This is a genomic window from Ruegeria sp. ABM4_193, assembly GCF_056158705.1.
On record NZ_JBSWTT010000001.1, the window covers coordinates 1,398,406 to 1,414,788 of the forward strand.

The window sequence follows — 16,383 nt, forward strand, 5'->3', positions numbered from 1 at the left end:
TCATCATCCTTGAGATGCCGGGCGCAACAAGGCGCCCGACTAAATCCGTCGAATTACGTTAAACCAGAACCGAACCTTTGGAATCGATCACGCCCTGCGTCTCGGCCTCGCCCAGCAGCATCTCGTTATGGGCCTTGCCCGACGGGATCATGGGGAAGCAGTTCTCGTGCTTTTCAACCAAACAGTCGAAGATCACCGGGCCGTCATAGGTGATCATTTCCATGATCGCGTCGTCCAGATCAGTGGGGTCGGAACACAGGATGCCTTTCGCGCCAAACGCTTCAGCCAGTTTGACGAAGTCGGGCAGGGCTTCGGACCAACTGTGTGAATAGCGCTCGCCATGCAGCAACTCCTGCCACTGGCGGACCATGCCCAAACGTTCGTTGTTCAGGATGAACTGTTTCACCGGCAGGCGGTACTGAACGGCGGTGCCCATTTCCTGCATGTTCATCAGCCACGATGCCTCACCAGCCACGTTGATCACCAGCGCATCCGGGTGCGCCATCTGCACACCGATAGAGGCCGGGAAGCCGTAACCCATCGTGCCCAGACCACCGGATGTCATCCAGCGGTTGGGGTCTTCGAAGCCAAGGTACTGCGCGGCCCACATCTGATGCTGGCCCACTTCGGTGGTGATATAGCGGTCGTGCTTTTTGGTCAGTTCCTCAAGCCGTTGCAACGCGTGCTGAGGTTTGATGGTCTTTTCGCTGGCTGTGAAGGCAAGGCAGTTCACCTTGCGCCACTCAGAGATCTGCGCCTGCCATTGCTTGATAGCCGCCGCGTCGGTCTTGCGACCGCGCGCTTTCCAGACCTTCAGGATGTCTTCCAGCACATGGGCCACATCGCCCACGATCGGGATATCGACGCGGATCACCTTGTTGATGGAAGAGGGGTCAATATCGATATGCGCTTTCTTCGAGTTTGGAGAGAACGCATCGACGCGCCCTGTGATCCGGTCATCGAACCGTGCACCGATATTGATCATCAGGTCGCAGTCATGCATCGCAAGGTTGGCCTCATAGAGACCATGCATTCCCAACATGCCCAGCCAGTTTTCACCGGACGCCGGGTAGGCCCCCAATCCCATCAGGGTCGAGGTGACCGGGATACCGGTCGAATTGACCAGCTCACGCAGCAGTTGGCTGGCCGCGGGGCCCGAGTTGATCACGCCGCCACCTGTGTAGAAAACCGGCTTTTTGGCGGTTTCGATGGCGGCAACCAGCTCGGTGATTTCCTCAAGGTCGCCCTTCAATACCGGCTGGTAATGCGATGTCGAAGGCTTCGGGCTGGTGTATTCGCCGGACGCAAACTGAACGTCCTTGGGGATGTCGATCAACACAGGGCCGGGGCGGCCCGAGGTAGCGACATGGAACGCCTCATGCATGGTCTCGGCCAGCGAATCCGTGTCCTTCACCAGCCAGTTGTGCTTGGTGCAGGGGCGGGTGATGCCAACTGTGTCAGCCTCTTGAAACGCGTCTGATCCGATCATGAAAGTGGGAACCTGACCCGTCAGGACCACAATCGGGATCGAATCCATCAAAGCATCAGTCAGGCCGGTAACAGCGTTGGTGGCCCCGGGACCAGAGGTCACAAGCGCAACGCCGGGCTTGCCGGTCGAACGCGCATAGCCTTCGGCAGCGTGAACCGCACCTTGTTCGTGACGCACCAGAATGTGGCGAATGTCATTCTGCAGAAAGATCTCATCATAGATCGGTAGGACGGCGCCACCGGGGTATCCGAATACCGTGTCCACGCCCTGATCCTTGAGGGCCTGAACCACCATCTTTGCGCCGGTCATCTCACGTGTCATCTGCTTTGCTCCGTTCGCGACATGTGTCTTGCGTTTTGCCAAAAAAAAGCCCCCGATTTTTTCGGAGGCGCATGGGTTCGATTATGGTTTTCCGTTACCGGCCCATGCGCGTTTTTCCTACGATTACGACTAGCGCTTTCATCGCCAGAGGCTCCTTCTTTGCGTGCAGGGACATTATGGTCGGGGGGAAGGGGCGTCAACAGGCAAAATCGCAAATTTCCTGTCCTGAGGGTGGTATTTTGCGACATTTTATTGCGCAGATTGCCGCATGTTGGGAACTTCCGGGAAGGCGCGGCTCGATTCTCTGGTTTTGCCGTCGCATTTTGGGGTCTGAAAGCGTCAAGCCAATGTCTGAAATTGGCATGATCCGCCGATATGTCTGCTGCACGGTCATCCGTAGGGCGCATGCAAGGGAGGCGGAAAATGCTGCAAGACCTGGTAGACCTTGGACGATACCCGATCGATTGCCCAGACTCTCCAGCCTATGATCGGTTGATCAGAGACCTGAGGCAGGAGCTCGACCATGATGGGTGCGCGGTCCTGCCCGGGTTTGTGCATGAAAAAGGCATCGCGCTTTTGGCCGAGGAAGCCGATGCCGTTGCCCCCAACGCGCACCGCTCTTTCAGCCGCACAAATGCATATTTCACCAAGGACGATCCACGATTTGGTATCGGGCATCCGATACGTCGGTTCTATGAACGTTCAAACGCTTTTGTCCCAGCGGACAACTTCCTTCAGTCCGGTCCCTTGCGGCGGATTTATGAGTTCGCGGACTTTCTGCCGTTCATTCGGGATGCCCTGAATGAACCCGAGGATCGGTTCTTCCGCTATGATGATCCGCTTGCGGATGTGATCATCAACGTGGTGGAAGAGGGGCAGGGCTTTCCCTGGCACTTCGATACGAACAACTACACAGTGACCCTGGCAATCCAGAATGGCGAGGCAGGAGGGGCGTTCGAATACGTTCCCAATCTTCGCACATCTGAAGACGAGAACTTTGCTCAGGTCGCCTCGGTTCTGGACGGCAACATGACGCGTGTTCACCAACTGGAGCTTCAGCCTGGGGATCTGCAGATTTTCAAGGGGAGGTATTCACTGCACCGGGTGGCACCTGTCACGGGAACGCGACGCCGCTACGTCGGAATTTTCTCGTTTGTCGAAGCTGAAGGCATGTGCGGCGGGGTTGAACGGACGCAGCAGCTTTATGGCCGTGTGTTGCCGCACCATTATGAACGCGCGGGTCTTCGCAAAGATCAATTGCTGGATTGAAAACCCGTCGTGGGTAAACTGAAGCGGTTCATGGTCGGAGCTTCAAATGCCTGAGATTTTGCAACTTACCCCATTCGTGCTGTGTTCGTCCTTGCAGAACCAGATCGATTTCTACTGTGACCGACTTGGGTTTTCCTGCGGGTTCAGGCAGGAAAACTACGCCTTCCTGTCGCTCGGGTCGGTGGCTATTCGCTTGTTGGAATGTCCCGCGCGGGAAGACGGCAAGTCACTGGGCGACGATCAGTCGTTTTACATTGATGTCGACGATGTAGACGGCCTGTACGAAAGCCTGAAATCCGGGCTGGCTGATTTGCCCGAAGGGCGCGTGCGACCGCCGTTTGACCAACCTTATCTTCAGCGCGAATTTCACGTTTTGGACGAGGACGGAACACTGGTGTTTTTTGGGCAGGACATAAGACCCCGGACCTGAGTACCCGCCCGGCGTCGACGTTCAAACATGTAACTTCAAGTAAGACGCGCCGCGCGTGCGCCTAGATCAGAAGCCGACGCCAGTACCTTGCAGCACACCATGTTCCAGCGCATAGCGTGTCAGACCAGCGGTGGAAGAAATACCCAGTTTGCGCTTGATGTTCTTGCGGTGGGTCTCGACCGTGCGCACCGAAATCTCGAGTTTTTGGGCGACTTCCTTGTTGGATTTGCCCTGTGCAAGTTCCAGCAGGATCGTCTGTTCGCGCCCGGTCAGTGCCTCGCGCGCGCTGTCCTGCTTTGGTTTAAGGGACCCGCTGGCGCCTGTGCACAGGTATTGTTCGTCCTGCATAACGGCGTCGATGGCCTGCTTGATCTCTTCGGTGGGTACATCCTTGAGAATATAGCCTTTGGCACCATGGCTGAGAGCTGTTGAGATGTATTCGGGACTATCATGCATCGACAAGATCAGGATGCGCGTTTCGGGAAGGCGTTCGAGGATGATTTCCGTCGCGCTGAGACCACCGAGACCGGGCATGTTGAGGTCCATCAGGATGACATCAGGGGCCAGGTCGACGGCCTGATCCACAGCCGCCTGACCACTACCGAGTGTGCCGACCACGTTTATGTCGTCAAAGCTTTCCAGGATAGACTGGATACCTTCGGCCACCATTGGGTGGTCGTCCACAATAAGAACTCGTGTGCTGTCAGAACTCATGTACCGGCCTTTCGGTTCGGAGTTGCGTCTTCCTGCGGCGGCAGAAGGTGGCTGAGCGGCAAGCTGGCTTCGATCACCGTTCCGCCTCGCGGTCCGCGTGATGACAGAATCCGTAACGATCCGTCAAGCTGTTCGATACGCTCCTGCATGTTGCGCAGGCCGATGCCTGTGGTTGCCGTCCCGGGCTCGGTGCGCAATCCGCGGCCGTTATCAGTGATCCGCATGGTCGCGCCCTTCTTATGTCCGCGCAGGTCTATCGTAACATGCGTAGCACCGGAATGGCGTTCGATATTGGTCAGAGCCTCTTGGGCTATGCGGTAGAGGGCAATCTTGCTGTCCTGATCCAGCCGGTTGCGGAACACGACGGTCGAGAATTCGGTCTCGATCCCGGTGCGGTCGCGGAAATCGTCAGTCAGCGCTTTCAGTGCCGGCCCCAGGCCCAGATCGTCCAGCACACCCGGGCGAAGGTCGCGGCTGATGCGCCGTACCTCGGTAATGGCGGTGCCAAGGTGGTCAATCCCTTTTTCCAGCGGATCGCGCGCGCCGATGTCGTCGCCGCGTGACAGACGGCGGCGGGCATTGTCCAGCGCATAGCGAACACCGACAAGGATCTGGCTGATGCCGTCGTGCAGCTCACGCGCGACCCGGCCACGTTCTTCTTCCTGCGCGTCGAAGACACGTTGGGTCAGTTCTTTCAGCTTGGCGTCAGCCAACCGGCGTTCGCGAATGTTCAGCAACATGCCCGAGGCAAAAACGATGAGGACAGCCGCTAGCACGATTGCACCGATATACATGAAGGTGCGTTGTACACGGGCTTCGACCTCGGCCCGCGCGTTGGCCACTGTGGCGACAATGTCATCGATGAAAACACCCGTGCCCACGACCCAACGCCAGTCCTGAAGTCCGACCACATAAGCGATCATCTGCGCCTCTTCCCCGGTCGACGGCTTTTGCCACATGAAGCTGTGCCAACCCGCGCCTTGGCGGGCGAGGCGAATGAACTCGTCCACGATGGGCGTGCCTTCGCTGTCGGTCAGCCCTTCCCAGTTCTGATTGATGAACTGCGTCTGTCTGGGGCTGACCAAGTTGTTTCCGTCATAGTCATAAACAAAGAAGAACCCGTCCTGACCATAGATCATCGCAGAAAGGATTTGCGTGACCAGGTTTTTGGCCACTTCATCATTGGGTTCAGCCCGACCATAGATGTAAGCAAATCCGTTGCGTGCCTGCGTGACATAGTTACGCAACTCTTCCTTCTTGGCCTCGATCAAGCTGCGCTCCAGTGCCTCGATCTCGCGCTCGGCTGTCGCGCGGGCCTCGTAAGCCACCAGCACGGCGATTGCAGCGACAGCGACCACCAATGGGATCGCGGCCACCAGAGACAATTTCTGCGCGTAGGTCAGCGAGACCAGTTGACGGAGTTTTTGCATAGTCGAATCGATACGCAAGCGGCGGCGAAAATGCAAAAGGAATGGGCAGGATCAGCAAAATGGCGAGTTTTTTGCATTGTTTACTTGGAGGATGGTCAAAGAATCTGTGAAAAACAGCAAAAGAAACCGCCCGTCTACGCAGTAATAGGTATTCCCATTCACATCACTGTCATTAGGCTGACGCGCATTGAATGCGACAGGTCCGGCTGTGCCGGATTATGACTATGAAGGGGAGGAACACTCATATGGATCGTCGTTCATTTCTGAAAAAATCCGCGCTGGGCGGATCAGCAGCTGCAGCAACCGCTCTGGCGGCACCGGCCTACGCTCAGGGCCAGCGCACGCTGACCATGGTGACCTCATGGGGTCGCGGTCTGGCGGGCGTGTTTGATAGCGCGCAGCGCTGTGCCGACAGCATCAACGCGATGTCTGATGGCAGCCTGAATGTTGAGATCAAAGCAGCCGGTGAACTGGTTGGCGCTTTCGAAGTGTTTGACGCGGTATCTTCCGGTCAGGCCGACATGTATCACGCCGCTGACTACTACTTTGTAGGTCAGCACCCGGGCTATGCGTTCTTCACCGCTGTGCCGTTCGGCATGACCGCGCAGGAGCTGGTGAACTGGTACTATCATGATGGCGGCATGGAGCTGCATGATGAACTGGGTTCGATCTTTGGCCTGAAATCCTTCCTGGCCGGTAACACCGGCGCGCAGGCAGGCGGTTGGTACTCGAAAGAGATCAATGGTCCTGAGGATTTCCAGGGTCTTAAGTTCCGTATGCCGGGTCTGGGTGGCCAGGCGCTGGGTAAGCTGGGCGCATCCGTACAGAACATTCCGGGCTCGGAAGTGTATCAGGCGCTGTCCTCTGGTGCGATTGACGGCACCGAGTGGATTGGCCCTTGGGCGGACGAAAAAGCCGGTTTCCAGGAAATCACCAAGACTTACTACACCGCTGGCTTCCACGAGCCGGGAGCAGGTCTGTCGCTGGCGACCAACCGCGACGTGTTCGACAGTCTGACACCGGCGCAGCAGAAGATCATCGAGATCGCCGCCGCCGAAGCGCACCAGTGGAACCTGGCGCAGTTCTTGGCCAACAACGGTGCAGCCCTGCAGCGTCTGCAGTCCGGTGGCGTGAAGGTCATGGAATTCCCGGAAAGCGTTTGGGACGCCTTCGGTCAGGCTTCGCAAGAAGTTCTGGACGAAAACATGGGCGACGAGCTGTTCAAGAAGATCCACGACAGCGCCATGACGTCGATGGCAGCATCGTCCGCGTGGAACAACCTGTCGTCGGGTGTCTATACCGCTCAGCGCGACCGCGTTCGCGGCTAAACATCAGCCAATAAAGTAAACGGTTTCCCCGCAATCGCGGGGAAGCCTTTCCTGTTGCATATGCGCGGATCCATCATGCCGCTATAATAAGCAATGCAACTGACGCGACCCGGGGACAACATGCAGGACGACAACGGTATTTCGTTTTTCGGCGCCCTGTGGAATGGACTGATCTGGTTCATTCAGAACATTGCCGAAGCCTTCTATAATTTCGGATATGCGGTGACGCATCCGCAGCTGTGGCTGAACTGGTCGGACAAAGAAGCGATCATGCGCTTTGTCTACTATGGGGGCTCGGTCGAGTTCTTCTTTGTGGTCTTCACGCTGTTTCTGGTTCTGACGGCCATTGGCCTCTACTATCGGAACTTCATGTGGGGCATGGTGCGGGGGCTGGAAGGGTTCGCAAACGTCACCGGGCGTTTCTTTGCCTGGGCAGGTCTTCTGATGGTTATTCAGCAGATCGTCATCGTATTCATGCAACGCGTGTTCACACGGGCCGATATGGCCTTTGGCCTGGGTATACCGTTTCAGAAGGATATCAGTTGGTTCGCGGAAGAACTTAAACTCTACAACGCAATGGTCGTGTGCCTGTGCTGCACATACACTTTCGTTCAGGGCGGACATGTTCGGGTTGACCTGATCTATGCAGGCATCAGCCACCGCGCCAAGCGCGTTGTCGATATGTGCGGCGCGATGCTGTTCATGATGCCCATGGCAGTGCTGACATGGATGTACGGCTGGTACTTTATGTGGCGGCACCTGATCGTGCCGAAGCCCTCGGCCAGTGACACCTTGGATCGTCTCGTGGCCAAGTCACGCGCACTGCGCTGGAACGTTGAAACAATCGGGTTCAGTCCCAACGGGTTCAACGCGTATTTCCTGTTCAAGATCCTGCTGGTGCTGTTTGCAGGCATGGTGTTCCTGCACGCGATAGCCTTCCTGTGGCGGTCGTATCTGGAATACGTGGAAGGGCCGGAAAGCGCCGGAAAATACCTCGACAAGGACAGCCTTGGCGAGGGCGAAGAAGCCTATGAAGGCGCACATTAAGGACGGAGACCAAGACAATGCTATTCGGACTTGATGGCGTCGAGATAGGCCTCATTATCGTATTCTTTTGCCTTTTCGGAGGCATCCTGTCCGGTTTCCCGGTGGCCTTTGCCATCGGCGGGGCCGGGGTTATCTCATTCGGGATCATCGCAGCCTTGGACAGCGCAGGATTGCTGATCCATCAGGCAATCGACACAGGCTCGCAAGCTTACCGGGATGTCGTGAACTCGGGTGTGAAACCCGACACGATATCTGTGTTCCGATACCCAGACTTACCGAGGATCGCCGAGCCGGTCTTTGTTCAAGGTTGGGAAACCGCTTTGGACCGCAATGTTTCGTTCATCGTGAACCGCATGAACGAACGTGTTCTGGCCGGTCAGTCCATCGAGACACTTCTGGCCGTGCTGATGTTCGTTCTGATGGGCATCACGCTTGAACGCTCGAAGATCGCCAACGATCTGTTGACGACAATGGCGCGTGTCTTCGGCCCGTTGCCCGGCGGTCTGGCAGTGTCGATTGTGGTTGTCGGCGCGTTTCTGGCGGCCTCGACCGGTATCGTCGGCGCAACCGTGGTGACCATGGGCCTGCTGGCCTTGCCGACCATGTTGCGGAACAATTACTCGCCAGAGCTGGCGACTGGTGTGATTGCGGCCTCGGGCACGTTGGGACAGATCATTCCACCGTCGATTGTCATCGTTTTGTTGGGAACGCTGGCCGGTGATCTTTATTCGACCGCGCAAGAAACGCGTGCGGTCGAGGCCGGATGTACCGATGCGCTGACCTATCTGGGTGAGCCCGCGGTGGTTTCGGTCGGAACCCTGTTTCAGGCGGCACTTCTGCCGGGGATCATGCTGGCCTTGCTGTATGCGCTCTATGCCTTTGGGTACGCGTTGCTGAACCCGGACAAAGCGCCAGCCGTTGAAATGTCAGGTGGCTCGGGTGAGACGATCACCCGCTCAGAGGGTCTGACCTGGCTGCTGGGCGCGCCGGTTGCGATCATTGTCGGTGCCGTGCTTTTGGGCAGTGCTGGCGTCATCGGCAGCCAGAACATCTCGGTCTCAGCATTCTCGGATGTCGGGCAGGGCGCATCGTTGCGCACCAACGTATCGGAAGAATGCAAGGCATCGATGATCGATCTGCATGGCCAGTCCGCCTGGGATCAGGCGGTTGCCGAGCAGGAAGAGATCGACGCTGCCGGTGGTATCGCCAATGCCGAGCGTTTGAGCGAGGAAGAGCTGGTTGAAGCCCGCGAGGCAAAAATCGCGAATGCAGCGCCGATTGGAAACGGAGTTGCGGTTTTTGTGGTGCTGCTGGCGCTGACCCTGGTTCTGGGTCGGGGTATCGCGCCCTCGCGCTCGCCACAGCCATTGATCGTTGGTGCGATTGGTCTTTTGTTGATGTTGTTGGTCGATGTTCTGTTTGTTGCACCGACTACATCTGCGGGGCTGACATTTGTTCTGTTGGCCATTCCATTTGCCATTGCGATCTATGGTTGCCGGGAAGCGGCAGCACGCTGTGCGACCAACGACCTGATCCGCGTGGTGTTTCCACCCTTGGTTCTGATTATCGCGGTGCTGGGTTCGATCCTGGGCGGTATCACCAACCCGACACCTGCCGCCGCATTGGGTGCGGGCGGGGCAATCATGCTGGCCGCTTATCGCAAACTGCATGATCAAGGCCGTTCCGGCGGCGTCATCATCTGGTCGACCTTTGCCGTGATCATCTGTTTGCTGTTGGGCGTGAACTTTGACCTTAGGGTCAATCAGGAAGGTGCTTCGGTCGAAACCGTGATCGCGTTTGTTCTGGCTTATGCAACGTATCTGTATGCTCTGTTTGGCCTGTTGTTTGGCTGCTGGGTGTTGTTTTCGAGCGGTGTTCTGACGCCTGTTGTTCGCGAGACAGCCAAAGTGACCTCGATGGTCTTTACCATTCTGATCGGATCACAGTTGCTGAACCTTGTGGTGATTTCGTTTGGAGGTGAGCATTATATTCAGCAGTTCCTGAAGAGCTTTGACAACGAGTTCACGGTCTTCCTGATCGTGATGCTGGTGCTGTTCATTCTGGGCTTTGTGCTGGACTTCCTTGAAATCATCTACATCGTGATCCCCATTGTGGGGCCGGTGATTTATGGTGGATCTTTCGATCCGAAATGGGTGACGATCATGGTGGCTGTGAACCTGCAGACCTCGTTCCTGACGCCGCCTTTCGGGTTCGCCTTGTTCTATCTAAGGGGGGTTGCCCCAAAAGAGGTCACAACCGGCCACATATACCGAGGGATCATACCGTTTGTATTGATCCAGGTGGTTGGCATTGCGATCTTGTGGTTCTTCCCCTCGATCGTCACCATTGTGCCGGATCTGATCCCGAATTGATCCCGGTGAGCAAGATGCAAAGGGGGCCTGGTGGCCCCCTTTTCATTTTTGCTTTGGAAAAGGGGCCAGCCCCTTCTTGGCCTGCGGCCAATTCATCCCCGAGGTATTTGTAGCCAGATGAAGATGCGGATCAGTTGAATTCTATCAGGTCCCAACGATTGCCGAAGGGGTCACGCCAGACTGCGACCTGGCCATAAGGCTCGGAGCGTGGGGATTCCTCGAACGTCACGCCCCGTGCCAGCATGTCGGTATGATCGCGAGAAAAATCATCGGTTTGAAGGAAGAAACCCACGCGGCCACCGGTCTGATTGCCAATAGCGGCTTCCTGGTCGGGGCCGTCAGCTTCGGCCAGCAGAAGAGAACTGCCTTTTGAGCCGGGTGGGGCGATCAATACCCAGCGTTTGCCGTCGCCCAGGTCGATGTCCTGCAGAAGCTGGAACTTGAGCGTTTCGGTATAAAATGAGATCGCGGCATCGTAGTCGGGCACCACAAGGGTAACCGCGTGCAAATTTTGCTTCATGATGATGTCAGCCTTTGGTCGGATGGCGGTCGGGCAACTGAATATTGGCCACTTGTTCCGCTATTGGGGCTGAGGACAACGGGTGATGCGATGCATCGGAAAAGGCATCTGGATCTTTGATCTTTTGCCATTGGCCCTGAATATAAGCCTCGAGCCCTGAGAACTTGGCCTTGTAGCCCATCTTGGGGCTGCCCGGGACCCAGTAGCCCAAATAGATGTAGGGCAGGCCGGCTTCGCGCGCGATGTCTATGTGATCGAGGATCATGTATGTGCCCAGCGAATTCTGGGGCTGGTTTGGATCGTAGAAGGAATAAACCATGCTTAGCCCGTCATCGAGCACATCGGTCAGACTGACTGCGATCAGATCGCCGGTTTTCGGGTCGGCATATTCCACCACACGGCTGCGGATCGGAGTCTCTTCGATCATGGCAGCAAATTCGAATACATCCATGTCGGCCATGCCGCCGTCGGCGTGCCGGGTATCCAGATAACGGCGGAACAGTTCGTATTGTTCGTCTGTAGCCCAGGGTGACGTTGCGCGGCGTTCCAGATACCCGTTGCGCTTTGCAGCGCGTTTCTGGCTTTTGGTGGCGCGAAAGGCCGAAACGTCGATCCGGGCGGACAAACAAGCTGCGCAGTCCGTGCAGGACGGTCGGTAAAGCACGTTTTGCGATCGGCGAAACCCCTGCTGCGAAAGCGAGTTATTCAACTGCTCAGCGCCTTCGCCTTGAAGGGCCGTAAACAATTTACGCTCCATCCTGCCGTCAAGATAGGGGCAGGGTTGTGGAGCGGTCACATAGAATTGTGGCGCAATTGGCAGCGTGTGTCGCATGAAGTTCCCATCTAGCCTCGGGACAGATGATAACAACCGTTCCCGAGACCGCCAAGTGATTCACGCAGTTGGGCCTCACGCTCTTTGATTGATCATAACAGTCCCTAGGAAACTGTCGGTCAGGCCCTGACCGCGGGCGCTTGTCAGCATCATGATGACCGAAATGATCTGGACCACGAAAAACGCCATGCTGACGAAATAACCGGCAGTATGGGCGATGGCTTTGCCCATATCCATACGTTCGCCAAACGCGTCGCGCAGTTCGATGCCCATGAAGCGCATACCCAGCGTGGCTGAGCCGTTCGACATAGTGATGACCCGATACGCAAAGCTGATCACCGCATAAATCAGCGGCAGGAAAAACAGCCCCGCACCGAATGTCAGGAAGACGGGCACGATGCACAGCAGCGAGATGAAGGCGATATCGAACAGCCACGCGACAAAGCGCTTGGTCGCAACCGAGCTGTAGAATTCTGGTTGAGTATCCGGGTTGGGCAGGTGGTTCATTCGTCAGGTCCGAAAGATAGGGTTGAGGCACCCTGACCCGAAGTATCGGGGCAGGGCAAGGGCTATCAGGCAGGTGCGCCTTTGCCGTCGTCTTCGTGGTTCTCGCAGGCGCGTTCGTCCATGAACTGGTCGAACTCGGCCTTGTCCTTGGCCTCGCGCAGACGGCGCAGGAAGGCTTCGAAATCCTGCTGCTCGCGCTCCAGACGGGCAAGGGTGTCGGCCTTGTAGGCGTCAAAGGCGCTGTTACCCGACGGCTTCATTGCGCTCATGTGGCTGTGCCAGGATTTACGGCGGCTGCAGGACTTGCTGAACATGCGTTTGCTCCAGATCATATAAGCCAGAAGGGCTAGGCCAACGGGCCAGAAGAAGATGAACCCAAGGACCATGGCGGCGATCCAGGCCCCTTTGCCTTTGTCGTCCAGCCAGGCTTCAATTCGGTAAAGCCATCCCGGATTTGCGGGGACGGCGGGGTCTGACAGTGCAGTCATGAAAGCTCTCCAGGGTTGATGTAAATTCTTTTCACATTGTCTAGATGGGGATGCATTTTGGTGATGCAAGGGGTGATGTGAAAAAGATTTACATTCTGCAACTCGGTTGACGTTGAACACCTCTGATCGCAGGGTGCGGTCATGAGTATGACTGAAAACAAGACAGCTCCGGCGTTGAATGAAATTCTTGACCTGGAAAAGCAGGTCTGGATTGCGTTGGTCGAAGGTAATGCAAGCGCAGACCGTGCTTTGCTGAGTGCAGATTTTCTGGGGGTTTACCCAACCGGGTTTGCCAATCGCGATGATCATGTTGGCCAATTCGCGGATTCTCCGACGATGGTGGAGTTTGATCTGAGCGATGCGCGGTTGCGGGTTCTGACGTCGGATATAGTCCTGTTGTCTTATAGGGCTGATTACTTGCGTCCCGGTGCGACAGAGCGCGAAGCGATGCTGATTTCCTCATTGTGGGAACGAAGGAACGACGTCTGGGTCAACAGTTTCAGTCAGGACACACCCGTTCAGGACGTCTGATCAGAATGCCCCATTGACGATGACGCGCCGCGATGCGCAGGGTGCGCGCATGACTGACGCACTTGCCATTACCCGACTTCCACGTGCTTTTGATCCGTCTCTGGGGGATGAAGCGCGGGCCCTGATGCCAGATTTGCCGCAGGAAATGGGTGAGCTCGTGGCGGGCACTGCCGGGTCCAGCCCTTATCTGAAAGGTCTGATCGAGCGTGAGAAAGGCTGGCTGCCCGAGGCATTGGAACAGCCGGATCAGGCGCTGGCGAACGTTATGGCTGCAGCGCGCGAACTGCCGCCCGATCAGTTGAAACCCGGCTTGCGTCAGGCCAAGCGACGTTTGGCGCTGCTGACCGCCTTGGCCGATATCGCGGGCGCATGGCCGCTGGAAAAGGTCACAGCGGCCCTAACGGATTTCGGAGCCCTGGCTGCGGATGTTGCGGCCAAGGCCGAGATCGCTGCTTTGATCCGGCGCAAGAAACTGCCCGGAATGACTGAAGATGATGTCGAAAACGCAGCTGGGCTGGTCATTCTTGCGATGGGCAAGATGGGCGCGCATGAGCTGAACTATAGCTCGGACATTGACCTGATAGTCCTGTTTGATGAGACGCGTTTTGACCCAGATGATTTTTATGAAGCCCGGCAGGGCATGGTCCGGGCGACGCGAAACTTTTGCGCAACGCTCAGCGACAAGACGGCGGACGGGTATGTGTTTCGTACCGATCTGAGGCTGCGTCCTGATCCCGCCGTGACACCGGTCTGCATGGCGATGGAGGCGGCTGAACGGTATTATGAAAGCCTTGGTCGTACCTGGGAACGGGCAGCCTATATCAAGGCACGACCCTGTGCCGGGGATCTGGTTGCGGGTCAAAGGTTTTTGGACAGCCTGCGCCCATTCGTCTGGCGCCGTCATCTGGACTTTGCGGCCATTCAGGACGCCCATGATATGCGTCTGCGTATCCGCGAAAACAAAGGTACGGGTGGGTCCATGTCAATCCCCGGCCACGACATGAAGCTGGGGCAGGGCGGTATCCGAGAGATCGAGTTTTTCACTCAAACCCGCCAACTGATCGCAGGTGGGCGGGTTGCTGACCTGCGGGTGCGGGGGACTGTTCCGGGGCTGGCAGCGCTGGCGTCAAAAGGCTGGGTGCCAGAGGACGTAGCCGAGAAACTGACCGATCATTACCGGGCGCATCGCGAGGTCGAGCATCGCATTCAGATGATCCACGATGCGCAGACCCACAAGGTTCCCAAAACGCCGGATGGGATCGAACGTGTTGCGTGCCTGATGGGGATCAGCAGCGCCGATTTGATGCAAGACCTGACGAACCGCCTGACCGAAGTACATGAACTGACCGAGGGGTTCTTTGCTCCGGGCCAATCACAACCGCCCGCGCCTGCGCAGGATGTCGAGTTCGACAAAAAGATACTGGCGCGTTGGACGACATATCCGGCGTTGCGAAGCCAGCGAGGTGCTCGGATTTTCGAACGTCTGCGGCCAGAATTGCTGTCGCGCCTCGCCAAGACGGCCAAGCCAGACGAGGCGCTTATGGCCTTGGACGGGTTTCTGGCCGGTCTTCCCGCCGGCGTGCAGCTGTTTTCCTTGTTCGAAGCGAACCCGCATCTGATTGACCTCTTGGTCGATATTGTTGGCACATCCCATGCGCTTGCTTCGCACCTGTCACGCAATGCGTCTGTGTTTGACGCAGTGATCGGGGGCAGTTTCTTTACCGATTGGCCGGGGCAAGAGGCGCTGCAGGCCGAACTGGCACAAGCCCTTTCAGAGGAAACGGACTATGAAACTCAGCTCGATCTGGCGCGGCGCTGGTGCAAAGAATGGCATTTCCGTATTGGTGTGCACCATCTGCGCGGCCTGATTGACGGGGCACAGGCCGGTCAGCAATATGCTGAGCTTGCTCAGTCGGTGATTGCAGCCATACTCCCACACGTCACTGAAAACTTCGCCCGCAAACATGGTCCTGCGCCGGGGCGCGGGGCGGCTATTCTGGGCATGGGCTCACTTGGGGCAGGGCGGATCAACTCGCAATCCGATCTGGACATGATCGTGATCTATGATCCCTTGGACCAAGAGATGTCGGATGGCCCGCGCCCATTGGCCACGCGGACATATTACGCCAGGTTTACGCAGGCGCTGATTACAGCACTCTCGGCCCCAATGTCCCAAGGGCGTTTGTATGAGGTCGATATGCGATTGCGCCCCTCGGGTAATCAGGGGCCGGTGGCAACAAGCTGGGCCAGCTTTACCAACTATCAGCAAAACGAAGCTTGGGTGTGGGAACATTTGGCCCTGACTCGCGCGCATGTCGTCGCGGGTGACGCGGGGCTGGCTGAGGACATTGAATCCTTCCGGGCTGAATTCCTGTCTCACCCACGAGAACAGGCTAAAGTCCTGCGCGAAGTGGCAGAAATGCGCGCGCGCCTTGCTGCCGCCAAGGCACCTGCGGGCATCTGGGATGCCAAGAACGGACCGGGGCGTCTGATGGACATCGAACTGATGGCCGAGACCGGCGCTTTGCTGGCCGGCTCGGCGCAGCGTGATGTATCGTCGGGTCTGGATGGGGCCGTCGCAGCCGGATTGCTGAATGTCGCGCAGGCGCAATCGCTGAAAGAGTGCTATGATTTATGCTGGTCCGTGCAATGTGCCGCCCGACTGCTGTCGGGCAAGGTCATCGAAGCGGACAAGATCGGCGAGGGCGGCACCGCGTTTCTGTGCCGCGCGACCGGGTTCGAACAGGTCGAGGCGCTACAGGCGGCATTGCAGGACAGTTACACGATCGCAGCCGATCTGATCGGGAGCGTGATCAAAGGGGGCGAAGATGGCGCGCAGCACTGATCCCAACGACCACAAGGGTTTGATCCTTGAAGCTTATCGCATTGAGGGCATCTCCTTGCCCGAATGCCGCAGTATCTTTCTGGACTGGGCGCTCAGCCTGCCTGCCGATCGCGATCAGAATACAGCGCTGGCGGAATTACACGCGGGTTATGTGGACCAAAACCCCGATCATCCCATGACTCAGGTCCTGAGCGAGGGTCTTCAGGCGGCTCAGAACCCCAAACGCCGAGGCGGATGGCGATCCCGTAACCGCTAGGGGT

15 protein-coding genes are annotated in these 16,383 nt (G+C 57.3%); 8 read left to right on the forward strand and 7 right to left on the reverse strand.

Features of this window, described 5'->3' with window-relative positions:
• Positions 1-58 precede the first annotated feature (58 nt).
• Complete coding sequence (locus tag ACXADZ_RS07000) at positions 59-1,810, reverse strand: acetolactate synthase 3 large subunit (protein WP_475194189.1); 1,752 nt, start codon at positions 1,808-1,810, stop codon at positions 59-61.
• A gap of 423 nt (positions 1,811-2,233) precedes the next feature.
• Here ACXADZ_RS07000 and ACXADZ_RS07005 point away from each other — a divergent pair, with 423 nt between their 5' ends.
• Both ACXADZ_RS07005 and ACXADZ_RS07010 read left to right on the forward strand, forming a co-directional pair.
• A complete protein-coding gene (locus ACXADZ_RS07005) occupies positions 2,234-3,079 on the forward strand; it encodes a HalD/BesD family halogenase (RefSeq protein WP_475194193.1) in 846 nt (281 codons plus the stop codon).
• Between the two features lie 46 nt (positions 3,080-3,125).
• A complete protein-coding gene (locus ACXADZ_RS07010; protein ID WP_171090609.1) occupies positions 3,126-3,509 on the forward strand; it encodes a bleomycin resistance protein in 384 nt (127 codons plus the stop codon).
• 66 nt (positions 3,510-3,575) lie between these two features.
• Here the strand turns inward: ACXADZ_RS07010 and ACXADZ_RS07015 are convergent, their stop codons facing one another.
• On the reverse strand, positions 3,576-4,223 hold the full coding sequence (locus ACXADZ_RS07015; RefSeq protein WP_475194196.1) for a response regulator transcription factor: 648 nt from the start codon (positions 4,221-4,223) through the stop codon (positions 3,576-3,578).
• Positions 4,220-5,653, reverse strand: coding sequence for a cache domain-containing protein (locus ACXADZ_RS07020; protein ID WP_475194201.1), 1,434 nt, complete (start codon positions 5,651-5,653; stop codon positions 4,220-4,222). Before ACXADZ_RS07020 ends, ACXADZ_RS07015 begins: the two co-directional genes overlap by 4 nt.
• Before the next feature lie 245 nt (positions 5,654-5,898).
• Here ACXADZ_RS07020 and ACXADZ_RS07025 point away from each other — a divergent pair, with 245 nt between their 5' ends.
• The 3 genes from ACXADZ_RS07025 to ACXADZ_RS07035 all read left to right on the forward strand — a co-directional run bounded on the left by ACXADZ_RS07025 (position 5,899) and on the right by ACXADZ_RS07035 (position 10,400).
• Positions 5,899-6,981 carry a TRAP transporter substrate-binding protein gene (locus tag ACXADZ_RS07025; RefSeq protein ID WP_171090603.1) on the forward strand — a complete coding sequence of 361 codons (1,083 nt, stop codon included), beginning with the start codon at positions 5,899-5,901 and terminating at the stop codon, positions 6,979-6,981.
• 120 nt (positions 6,982-7,101) lie between these two features.
• Complete coding sequence (locus tag ACXADZ_RS07030) at positions 7,102-8,028, forward strand: TRAP transporter small permease subunit (RefSeq protein WP_171090601.1); 927 nt, start codon at positions 7,102-7,104, stop codon at positions 8,026-8,028.
• A gap of 17 nt (positions 8,029-8,045) precedes the next feature.
• Complete coding sequence (locus ACXADZ_RS07035) at positions 8,046-10,400, forward strand: TRAP transporter large permease (protein ID WP_171185751.1); 2,355 nt, start codon at positions 8,046-8,048, stop codon at positions 10,398-10,400.
• 130 nt (positions 10,401-10,530) lie between these two features.
• On the opposite strand, the gene ACXADZ_RS07040 is transcribed toward ACXADZ_RS07035, so the two are convergent.
• The 4 genes from ACXADZ_RS07040 to ACXADZ_RS07055 all read right to left on the reverse strand — a co-directional run bounded on the left by ACXADZ_RS07040 (position 10,531) and on the right by ACXADZ_RS07055 (position 12,747).
• Positions 10,531-10,920: a VOC family protein gene (locus tag ACXADZ_RS07040; protein ID WP_475194217.1), complete on the reverse strand. Its 390-nt coding sequence runs from the start codon at positions 10,918-10,920 to the stop codon at positions 10,531-10,533.
• Positions 10,921-10,927: 7 nt separating this feature from the next.
• Entirely contained in the window at positions 10,928-11,752 is an 825-nt protein-coding gene (locus tag ACXADZ_RS07045) for an arginyltransferase (RefSeq protein ID WP_171185747.1), read from the reverse strand.
• Between the two features lie 75 nt (positions 11,753-11,827).
• A complete protein-coding gene (locus ACXADZ_RS07050; RefSeq protein ID WP_475194228.1) occupies positions 11,828-12,259 on the reverse strand; it encodes an RDD family protein in 432 nt (143 codons plus the stop codon).
• A gap of 65 nt (positions 12,260-12,324) precedes the next feature.
• Positions 12,325-12,747 (reverse strand): DUF2852 domain-containing protein, encoded by a 423-nt coding sequence (locus ACXADZ_RS07055; protein WP_475194235.1) that lies wholly within the window; start codon positions 12,745-12,747, stop codon positions 12,325-12,327.
• A gap of 141 nt (positions 12,748-12,888) precedes the next feature.
• On the opposite strand from ACXADZ_RS07055, the gene ACXADZ_RS07060 reads away from it, so the two are divergent.
• The 3 genes from ACXADZ_RS07060 to ACXADZ_RS07070 are packed head-to-tail and all read left to right on the forward strand — an operon-like array spanning position 12,889 to position 16,379.
• Positions 12,889-13,278 (forward strand): DUF4440 domain-containing protein, encoded by a 390-nt coding sequence (locus ACXADZ_RS07060; RefSeq protein WP_475194238.1) that lies wholly within the window; start codon positions 12,889-12,891, stop codon positions 13,276-13,278.
• Positions 13,279-13,327: 49 nt separating this feature from the next.
• Positions 13,328-16,123: a [protein-PII] uridylyltransferase family protein gene (locus ACXADZ_RS07065; RefSeq protein ID WP_475194242.1), complete on the forward strand. Its 2,796-nt coding sequence runs from the start codon at positions 13,328-13,330 to the stop codon at positions 16,121-16,123.
• Positions 16,107-16,379, forward strand: coding sequence for a hypothetical protein (locus tag ACXADZ_RS07070; protein WP_475194249.1), 273 nt, complete (start codon positions 16,107-16,109; stop codon positions 16,377-16,379). Before ACXADZ_RS07065 ends, ACXADZ_RS07070 begins: the two co-directional genes overlap by 17 nt.
• The last annotated feature ends 4 nt before the right edge of the window (positions 16,380-16,383 follow it).

What these genes read in the sequence shown, in the direction of transcription:
- ACXADZ_RS07025 (WP_171090603.1), top strand. Translation starts at nt 5,899, where the DNA reads ATGGATCGTCGTTCATTTCTGAAAAAATCCGCGCTGGGCGGATCAGCA.
- ACXADZ_RS07035 (WP_171185751.1), top strand. Translation starts at nt 8,046, where the DNA reads ATGCTATTCGGACTTGATGGCGTCGAGATAGGCCTCATTATCGTATTC.
- ACXADZ_RS07065 (WP_475194242.1), top strand. Translation starts at nt 13,328, where the DNA reads ATGACTGACGCACTTGCCATTACCCGACTTCCACGTGCTTTTGATCCG.
- ACXADZ_RS07000 (WP_475194189.1), bottom strand. Translation starts at nt 1,810, where the DNA reads ATGACACGTGAGATGACCGGCGCAAAGATGGTGGTTCAGGCCCTCAAG.
- ACXADZ_RS07010 (WP_171090609.1), top strand. Translation starts at nt 3,126, where the DNA reads ATGCCTGAGATTTTGCAACTTACCCCATTCGTGCTGTGTTCGTCCTTG.
- ACXADZ_RS07045 (WP_171185747.1), bottom strand. Translation starts at nt 11,752, where the DNA reads ATGCGACACACGCTGCCAATTGCGCCACAATTCTATGTGACCGCTCCA.
- ACXADZ_RS07050 (WP_475194228.1), bottom strand. Translation starts at nt 12,259, where the DNA reads ATGAACCACCTGCCCAACCCGGATACTCAACCAGAATTCTACAGCTCG.
- ACXADZ_RS07015 (WP_475194196.1), bottom strand. Translation starts at nt 4,223, where the DNA reads ATGAGTTCTGACAGCACACGAGTTCTTATTGTGGACGACCACCCAATG.
- ACXADZ_RS07040 (WP_475194217.1), bottom strand. Translation starts at nt 10,920, where the DNA reads ATGAAGCAAAATTTGCACGCGGTTACCCTTGTGGTGCCCGACTACGAT.
- ACXADZ_RS07060 (WP_475194238.1), top strand. Translation starts at nt 12,889, where the DNA reads ATGAGTATGACTGAAAACAAGACAGCTCCGGCGTTGAATGAAATTCTT.
- ACXADZ_RS07005 (WP_475194193.1), top strand. Translation starts at nt 2,234, where the DNA reads ATGCTGCAAGACCTGGTAGACCTTGGACGATACCCGATCGATTGCCCA.
- ACXADZ_RS07020 (WP_475194201.1), bottom strand. Translation starts at nt 5,653, where the DNA reads ATGCAAAAACTCCGTCAACTGGTCTCGCTGACCTACGCGCAGAAATTG.
- ACXADZ_RS07055 (WP_475194235.1), bottom strand. Translation starts at nt 12,747, where the DNA reads ATGACTGCACTGTCAGACCCCGCCGTCCCCGCAAATCCGGGATGGCTT.
- ACXADZ_RS07070 (WP_475194249.1), top strand. Translation starts at nt 16,107, where the DNA reads ATGGCGCGCAGCACTGATCCCAACGACCACAAGGGTTTGATCCTTGAA.
- ACXADZ_RS07030 (WP_171090601.1), top strand. Translation starts at nt 7,102, where the DNA reads ATGCAGGACGACAACGGTATTTCGTTTTTCGGCGCCCTGTGGAATGGA.